At 44.8% G+C, this 7758-nt stretch carries 12 protein-coding genes; 2 read left to right on the top strand and 10 right to left on the bottom strand.

Annotated elements, in window-relative coordinates:
- Nucleotides 1-162: 162 nt before the first annotated feature.
- The 6 genes from H141_RS0117660 to H141_RS21030 form a co-directional block, all read right to left on the bottom strand.
- A complete protein-coding gene (locus tag H141_RS0117660; RefSeq protein WP_019677621.1) occupies nucleotides 163-948 on the bottom strand; it encodes a GNAT family N-acetyltransferase in 786 nt (261 codons plus the stop codon).
- Nucleotides 949-1216: 268 nt separating this feature from the next.
- Complete coding sequence (locus H141_RS0117670) at nucleotides 1217-1618, bottom strand: GFA family protein (RefSeq protein WP_019677623.1); 402 nt, start codon at nucleotides 1616-1618, stop codon at nucleotides 1217-1219.
- Nucleotides 1619-1694: 76 nt separating this feature from the next.
- Nucleotides 1695-2102, bottom strand: a complete 408-nt coding sequence (locus tag H141_RS0117675) for a GFA family protein (RefSeq protein WP_019677624.1) — start codon at nucleotides 2100-2102, stop codon at nucleotides 1695-1697.
- A gap of 109 nt (nucleotides 2103-2211) precedes the next feature.
- Nucleotides 2212-2475 carry a Txe/YoeB family addiction module toxin gene (locus tag H141_RS0117680; protein WP_019677625.1) on the bottom strand — a complete coding sequence of 88 codons (264 nt, stop codon included), beginning with the start codon at nucleotides 2473-2475 and terminating at the stop codon, nucleotides 2212-2214.
- Nucleotides 2468-2722: a type II toxin-antitoxin system Phd/YefM family antitoxin gene (locus tag H141_RS0117685; protein ID WP_019677626.1), complete on the bottom strand. Its 255-nt coding sequence runs from the start codon at nucleotides 2720-2722 to the stop codon at nucleotides 2468-2470. The genes H141_RS0117680 and H141_RS0117685 overlap by 8 nt, the downstream gene beginning before the upstream one ends.
- A 165-nt stretch (nucleotides 2723-2887) precedes the next feature.
- Nucleotides 2888-3442, bottom strand: coding sequence for a hypothetical protein (locus H141_RS21030; RefSeq protein WP_019677627.1), 555 nt, complete (start codon nucleotides 3440-3442; stop codon nucleotides 2888-2890).
- A gap of 149 nt (nucleotides 3443-3591) precedes the next feature.
- Between H141_RS21030 and H141_RS0117695 the strand changes: the two genes are divergently transcribed.
- Together H141_RS0117695 and H141_RS0117700 are read left to right on the top strand one after the other, a co-directional pair.
- A complete protein-coding gene (locus H141_RS0117695) occupies nucleotides 3592-3837 on the top strand; it encodes a type II toxin-antitoxin system CcdA family antitoxin (RefSeq protein WP_019677628.1) in 246 nt (81 codons plus the stop codon).
- Entirely contained in the window at nucleotides 3837-4154 is a 318-nt protein-coding gene (locus H141_RS0117700; RefSeq protein WP_019677629.1) for a CcdB family protein, read from the top strand. The genes H141_RS0117695 and H141_RS0117700 overlap by 1 nt, the downstream gene beginning before the upstream one ends.
- Before the next feature lie 57 nt (nucleotides 4155-4211).
- On the opposite strand, the gene H141_RS0117705 is transcribed toward H141_RS0117700, so the two are convergent.
- The 4 genes from H141_RS0117705 to H141_RS0117720 all read right to left on the bottom strand — a co-directional run bounded on the left by H141_RS0117705 (nucleotide 4212) and on the right by H141_RS0117720 (nucleotide 7067).
- On the bottom strand, nucleotides 4212-5585 hold the full coding sequence (locus H141_RS0117705; protein WP_019677630.1) for a serine hydrolase domain-containing protein: 1374 nt from the start codon (nucleotides 5583-5585) through the stop codon (nucleotides 4212-4214).
- Between the two features lie 106 nt (nucleotides 5586-5691).
- Nucleotides 5692-6096, bottom strand: coding sequence for a hypothetical protein (locus H141_RS0117710; protein WP_019677631.1), 405 nt, complete (start codon nucleotides 6094-6096; stop codon nucleotides 5692-5694).
- 169 nt (nucleotides 6097-6265) lie between these two features.
- The gene (locus H141_RS21570) at nucleotides 6266-6403 is read right to left on the bottom strand and encodes a hypothetical protein (protein WP_157611009.1); all 138 of its coding nucleotides are present in this window, start codon (nucleotides 6401-6403) and stop codon (nucleotides 6266-6268) included.
- A gap of 157 nt (nucleotides 6404-6560) precedes the next feature.
- On the bottom strand, nucleotides 6561-7067 hold the full coding sequence (locus H141_RS0117720) for a GNAT family N-acetyltransferase (RefSeq protein ID WP_019677633.1): 507 nt from the start codon (nucleotides 7065-7067) through the stop codon (nucleotides 6561-6563).
- Nucleotides 7068-7758: the final 691 nt, after the last annotated feature.

The following is a 7758-nucleotide window of genomic DNA, read 5'->3' on the forward strand; positions in this document are numbered from 1 at the left end:
TGCCGCCTGGTCGTATTCTTTTATCGATATCCTCTCGCCTCCTTTTACGACGCTATCGGAATCATCGCTCTATAACCCTTGCCACAAACCCGGGCAACATATTGCCAGTTAAGCCGGGAAGCGGCGTGTTGCTGGCCAGTCAGCGCAGTGGAGCGCGCTCAGCTAAGCCTGATGGGTTTCACCGGACACCCAGACGCGGGCGGTGCAAACGGTCTCGAAACCAAGCTTCTGGTAAAGGCGGTAACCTGCTGGCGTTGCGCCGAGGAAAAAGCGTCGGATCCCGTTATTGCGTGCTTGCGCCATCGCTGTCGTCAAAAGCCTGAGACCGATCCCGCCACGCTGGCGTGACGTGTCCGTCCCCATCGCCCAGATGCCGCAGGTATCACCGTGATAGGTCAGCGTAACGCTTCCCACAGCTTCGCCATTGATGCGCGCGACATAGACATCAAGGCCTGTCGAATCGAGTAAGGACGCAGGCAGCGCCCGACGTACGCTGTCCTTGAGCATGCTATAGGCCGAAACCAGCACATCCGCGCTGGCATCAGCGTCATCAGCGCCAGACGCGCAAACAACTGCAACGTCGGGGTTACCGGATGGCTCGAGTGGCGCGTCATCACGCACCATAAACGGGAACTCCACCGCGTAGGCCAGACCAAGATCGGCGGCGATATCGTCGGGCACCTTGCCAGCCTCAGGGAAGATAATGACGAGAAACGGCAGCTGTCGCGCCAGACACGAATTCAACATATCCCGCAAGTGATTGTGATCAGCGCCGGCTCCAACAACCAACATATTCATGTCAGCAATCGCTTCATTGCATAAGGCTAACTGCAGGCCGGGTCGGGCCGCCGCCTCGTAGCGTTCCGCCTCGCCCAGCAGCGTAGTGATGGCGGCATTGGTAAGGCGGCACAAAACGGACTCAGTCAGTACTTTCGATGTTGTGTTCACAGATTTCTCCCCATTTTTTGGTAGTTCCAGTCACTTGCTCCCGGCCCTATTTACCACCTAAAGCTGGCCATTGCTGCCAATAAACAAACACATACCAGAACTAATTAACCAAAACGTCAGGCTGTTTTCTGGGAACATTGGCATTAACCCAACGAAGGAAACACCACGAAGTAAAAATATACCGGTAATCAGGATTAACGCCAATTTTGTCAGAGGTAAACGTTTAATTGCACCGGCACCAAACAAACGCTTGTTATCTGATAGCTGCTCACTCTGGCGGCCCCTCGAATTCTGGCATATCACCTAAACCTTTATCCCAAACAGCTTTGCCAGAAGTAAAGATGTGAGCTGTTGGTAACATAGAGATTTCCGTATCCAAACACCCGGCGGGAATGGCAAGCAGACCTACCTCATGAATACCTGGCAACGCCGAACCGCAGAACTTACAAAAACTTTTCTTGTGGCGAGTGCCCGGAAGCGTGAAGGTAGTCACAGAATCTGAACCCGCCAACCAGGTTAACTTGGCTGACTTCGAAAATAAATTGGCCGCATGAGCAGACCCGGTATCCTTTTGACAATGCTGACAATGACACAGGTAAAAAACATCGAACTTTCCTTGCACTTCAAACTTTGCATTGCCACACAAACAAGAACCATAATAAGCAGTCATCAAGTTTCCCTCTATTAGCAGCGGGTTGGCGTCCCGGCGACCGCAGGGAGCAAGTGCTGCGATTTGTTATGTGTCATTATTTGCGATCTGCCGGATGGTTTACACCATCGTTGGTCGGTACATTTGGTATTTTTAATGGGTTAACTCCCTCAAGGCAAGCAACATTAAAACCATACTGTGTTGGATTTGACCTGCGTTGATGGTGAGTATAGATACCGCAGTTACTACAAAAATAATGCTTGGCTGTCTTTGTATTAAACTGGTAGAGCTTTAATAAGCTCTCACCTTTTATAATTTTTATACCCGACAGAGGAATTGAAGCCGCTATCGCTCCACGCCTCCGGCAAAGCGAACAATCACAGCGACGTAGTTCAACCAAACCATCCGGTAAATCAAGCTCAAACTCAACAGAACCACAATGGCAGGTAGCTTTGTGTTTAGCTTTGATTGGAACGCCATCAACTTCTTTCAAATTTAAAGCCATACTTGGTTCCTGCGCGTGCATAACGCTTTACTCACCGGAAAATGACGAGCGCCAGCGAGTTATTTTTCTGGTGTAGTAATTTGTTGGCTGCCTTGTCCAAGGGGCGAATCTAATAGTGATAACGGCACGAGATTATCGTAATCGCATTATCATCAACTGCGTACACCAACCTGTTCGTATCATCTATACGTCGGGACCAAAAACCAGCCAGGTTTTCCTTTAACGGCTCTGGCTTACCAATACCTTCAAACGGTGAGCGTCTAACGTCGTTTATAAGCTTGTTTATTCGTTTGAGCGTTTTTTTGTCCTGGGTTTGCCAATAAAGGTAATCGCTCCAGGATTCGTCAGTCCATGACAGTAAACGACTACTCATCAATCAAGTCTCTGCAGGTTACCTTACCTGCTTTGAATTGTTCAATTGAGCGATTCAAATGCTCAGCATTGGCAGGTGAGCGCAGTAAGTGCACCGTTTCCATCAGACTGTTGTAGTAGTCTAGCGACATAACAACAGCATCTTCCGAATCACGGCGAGTAATGACTGCTGTATCTGCGTCATTAACGACGGAATCTAAAACCGCTTTCAGGCTATTTCTTGCTTCTGTAAAAGACACAATTCTCATACAACCTCCACATGTACGTTTCACAGGACAAGTATAGTCTCAAACCTTAACATGTACAATATGATGAACATGTTGATTGTAACAGCTAACGCCCCGGGCATGCGCGCGAACTTGTGAGCGTCGCAGGGGCCGAAGGCCCCGAATGCCTCTGATTGTTAGGCTTGACTACTGCGGCTGCGCCTTAATAACTCGAAAAACTAATGGCTTTATACATACATGAGAAAACCATGAAATCCCCGTAATTACCAATATACCTATAAGCGGAATTACTGCTCCAGTAAAAACTATTGAGCCAAATACATAACCAAAAATACACTCCGCTCTGTATATAGGCAGAAATAAACCGACTACTACCAAACCTAAAGACAAGTAAATTGCAACGTTCTCGTAGCCAATACTAAAACTGAGTGACTGGACAAGACTCAAGACCAGCATGCCGAAAAAACCGATGAGTACGACTCGTAAAATCTTTGCCCTTACAGGCGCCTCACCGGGTTGAAGAGTTACACGCTTCTCTATCCGCACTATAGAAAGCCAAGCCAAGAATGGGAGAATTAATAGTCCCCACCAATTTGATATTGCGGGATAATCTGAACGATGCAGTAAATTATGGCTTATTACTCCACCATTTAAATGCTCCCACAACAGATGTCCAGCTACGAAAAATACAGTAACTGCAATCACGTAGTATTTTAATGCTTTGAATTTCTTTTCAGTCATGTTTATCCTTGGATTACGATCATCAAAACATGTAGCGTAACGCCGAAAGAGCCGGCGGCGAAGCCGTCCGGTTACTTGACTTGTTAAATGCGCCCAACTACCATAATGCGTATTAACAATGCGCATAGGCCATGCTTGGAGCAAATGTGATGCAACCTTTATCTGGCAACGCTGCCGCCAAAAAAGCGGCAAACCTCTCCATAAACAGAGATTTATTGGCAGAGGCTCGCAGCCTGAACATAAACCTCTCAGCAACTCTTGAATGGGCACTGACTGAGAAAATCCGCCAGGAAAAGCGCAATCAGTGGCGGAAAGATAACCGTGAAGCCATTGATAACTGTAATACACTTGCTGAAGAAAACGGTCTTTTCTCTGATAAACATCGGGTACTCTGATGGAGCAGTTTGACCTTTACGTAAATACAGATCAAGATACCAATCAGACTTATCCCTACTTTGTTGATATTCAAAACGGCCTTCTCGATACCCTTAACAGCAGAGTAGTAATTCCGCTAACTCCCGTTCTGAAATCTGACCAAACCTACCCCAAGCACCTTTGTCCTGTCATTGAAATCAAAAACAAAAAGTTTGCTCTTCTTACTCATCAACTAACCAGCGTCTCCGTCAGCTTTTTGAAAGAAAAGGAAGCTTCACTTACTGACAGTCGAGATGACATTGTCGCTGCGATAGACTTTCTGGTTACCGGCATTTAACGCTCAAAGCAGCCGCGCTGTCAGCGTCGGCTGCCTTTGCTTGTTAAATTGCATGTTCTACTGATATTTCGCTTCATAGTTGCTCGTATTAAACTGACTGTCGTAATCTGGATCTAATGCTTTTGCCTTTGCAAATGCTGCTTTCGCTTCTTCATAGTGTCCGGCACTGAAATATCCATGCGCTAAGCCATCATATACTTCAGCATGAGCTGGATATTTATCAGTCAGGTATCTGAAAAAGTATATGGAATTCTCTGCATTACCTGCCGCAATGAGTTCTCTAGCCAGATCTGTTATCGTCTTACCCAGAAATGTTTGATAACCAGCCTTTTTGTAAACTGCATCAAATTGCGTAACAAATAATTTATCTCCCAGCTCCTGATATTGCTGATAAGCAAATAATGTCGCAGGTAACTGCTGCACTCTGGCGTATTGCCCTGATACCGCCAAACTTCTTAATCTTGAAGAAAGCTCTTCTGCGACAAAACGATCTATATTTGCCAACACGATAACCCAAATATCATTAATAAAATCAATCTCAACGGCAGTGCTTACACCAGCCCCACCACCGAATGCCAACCACTGCCCTTGATCTTTCTGCAGCATCCTGAAAACTTGCATGCTGCTGTCAGACAGTAACTTTTTCTGATTGAATAATTGTTGGTAGACAGCGTAAAGCTCATACACCGTCAGGTGACCTCCACCAGCAGGTGATTTGTGCTCAAGCATATTCTGATCTACTAACTGCCTTTTCCCTTCGTAACTAAAATGATAAGGCAATGCCATAGGATCATGACCTGATTGTTTGGTTTCAAGCACAGTCCGAGAGGGCTGCAATACATTTTTCTCTAGCAGCGCCCAATAATCCTGCTTGGTTACTTTCTCGAGAATAGCCCCTAGTACTAGGTAGCCGTAGTTTGAATATTTTCGTTCGGTTCCTGGATCAAATAACAAAGGCTGACGCCGCAAAATATCCAGTGTTTCGGCAATATTCGTATATTTACGTGGGTTCTTTCGGTATTCCGCTGTGAATACGTCAGCAAAACCTGAGCGATGTTCCAATAATTGTTTAATGGTGATCTTATTTGATTTTGGGTCTGAGAATCCCAAGGAAAACTTATCCAGTGTATCTTCCAGTTCCAATAGGCCATTGTCATATGCCTGCAGTACCAATATGGCAGTTAGATCTTTTTGAATCGAACCAATATCAAACAGCGTCAGTAAAGTCACTTCCTGTAACTTAACATCATCAGCATATCCTTGGGCATCTGTGAATATTGGCTTGCCATTTTTTAACACCAGCACAGCACCTGAAAATTCATAATGCTGTTTATATTGAGCGATAAGGCCAGTAAAGCCCGCCTCAGACTCAGTTTTTGCAGTCGCCCAATAGCTACTCAATAAAAGAAAACATATCAAAAAAACTTTCATTACTATCCTTGTACTTAGAGGGTTGGTGAAGCAATTTAACGCACGCAACAAACGCGAGCGTAGCGAGTCGAGGGCGCTAGCCCGTTTTGATTGCGCTTGTTATGCGCTAAAGCGTGAACAGACATAAATCATCGCTCTTAGCCACCATACGGTCATCTAGAGTTGGTAACGAAGGTAGTTTAGCCAGAGCAGATTTCGCTAATTTGTTACCGACAAATTCAAAATCCATCCTATAACCCACAGTGTTGTGCATGCCAAAAATAGTACCGCAATAAGATGTGCCCCAATCGACAAACTCTAGTGATGCCAGTTCATGCGATTTTAAAAACTCGTTTTCACGGCTCTGCAACTCATTGCTACCTGATTTCACTAATTTTAAGTAAGACTCAAATGCTCCATCGCATTTTGTTTCTCGAACGCAATCACCCACACAATGACAAACAAAATCTATGTCGTCAGCGAAGGCAGAGCCAAAGATTGAAAATCCTAATAACGCGAGAAAGAGCTTCATGGCCTACTCCGCATAACGCCCAAATTTAGCGCGGAAAGCCGCGCAGCGGGTTGCCGTCGCAGCCAGCGCTTTTTGCTGGCGATAATATTTTTTTGTTATGTTCACTTTCTATTTGAAATGCACCCATGCAAAAAGCTTTAAAAATACAATTAGTTTATCCAGCAAAAGCCTATCCTGAAAAGGTTTGGCTGACTAACTTTGAAAAATTCTCTTTCTGGTAATCTTCCATTGATGCGTAAAATGCAATACACCCAAGCACTAAAACCAAAGCAGTGTATGCAGCTGTTTTTCTTAAATTTTTACTCATGTGTAACTCCGTAATTTTGATTTGAGGTGAACATAACGCCCGCCTAAGGGGCTGGCAACGCATAACACAAAACTCAAACACAACAACCGTAACCACCGCGGCTCATTGGGACTGGAAACGCCACGCGTTGACAGTCCCTCTTGAGGCGTTTGTTAAATTACAATTGCTTGTAGAAATACACTGTCGCCTCTAACTTTCCATTTGAACTGCGTGCAAACTGAGGTATTTGTCCTGCCTCGGTATAACCTATTGAACGGTATAACAATGATGCCACATCACCAAGGCGAGTATCTAACACCAATAACTGCAACCCAATTACAGATGCCGTTGATTCCATTAATGACATCAGTTTCTTACTCACACCTTGGCCACGTGAGCTTGTTATAACCATTAGCTTTTCAACTTCGCCTCGATGTGAACCATTTGCTTTAGAACATAAGGAAAGCTGAACCGCACCGCCTACTACATCATCATCGAGTGCAACAAATAAGCGTCGATTACCTGAACTTAAATCTGACTCCACACCAGCCCAATATGACTCGACTTCTTGATGACTGATTGGTGTCAAAAAACCAACCGAAGCCCCACTCTCAACGCAATCAATCAGCAAAGAAGCCAAATCATTTGCTATCTCAGAGGTTGAATTAATTTCCTTTATTTCCACCTAACTTTCCTTGTAATTTAACGCCCGCCACACACGCGAGCAACTTGTTGCGAGTCGAGCGCCAAAGGCGCGTTGTGCTGGCGTTTGTTATGCCTGACTCGGAACATCTTGATATTTAGATTTTTCAATGATTAAAGGGACTTGCGATGCGAACCACTCTTTTTCTTTGGCTCCAAACGTCGTTTTACGTCCATTTAACCTGTAGTGATAAACAATAGAACCTTGGTGTTTTTTTATCGTAAGTTGATGTTTTCCCATATCATCTACAACAACTAACTCGATCTGAGCACTTCGGGGTAAAAATAATAGTTCGGTTTCTTCAGCGTTAAAACGAATTTCTTCTTTTATAAAACGAGAAGGGGCAGTGATATGTAAATAGAAGTTTTCTTCATCTACTGCGTATTCTGCCCCAAAGTGAACACTGATTCTGGTTTAATGTGAACACCCGTACTGATTTAATATGAACACCTATTCTGGCGCAAAGTGAACGCTTTTGCCTGATTTCCAGAATCAGTGTTCACATAATTCCAGAATGCTTTTCCCGCGTTGATTGTTACCACTGATAACCTATTCATTTTCAGATGGATACGGTTATGACCAGACAGAGAACATCAATGCGTAAACTTCGTGAAATCCTCCGGCTACGATTGCATGCTGGCCTATCCGTTCGTCAGGTCAGGGACAGCCTGCG

It is taken from the genome of Arsukibacterium perlucidum DSM 18276 (genome assembly GCF_000382165.1).
Taxonomy (GTDB): Bacteria; Pseudomonadota; Gammaproteobacteria; order Enterobacterales; family Alteromonadaceae; genus Alishewanella; species Alishewanella perlucidum.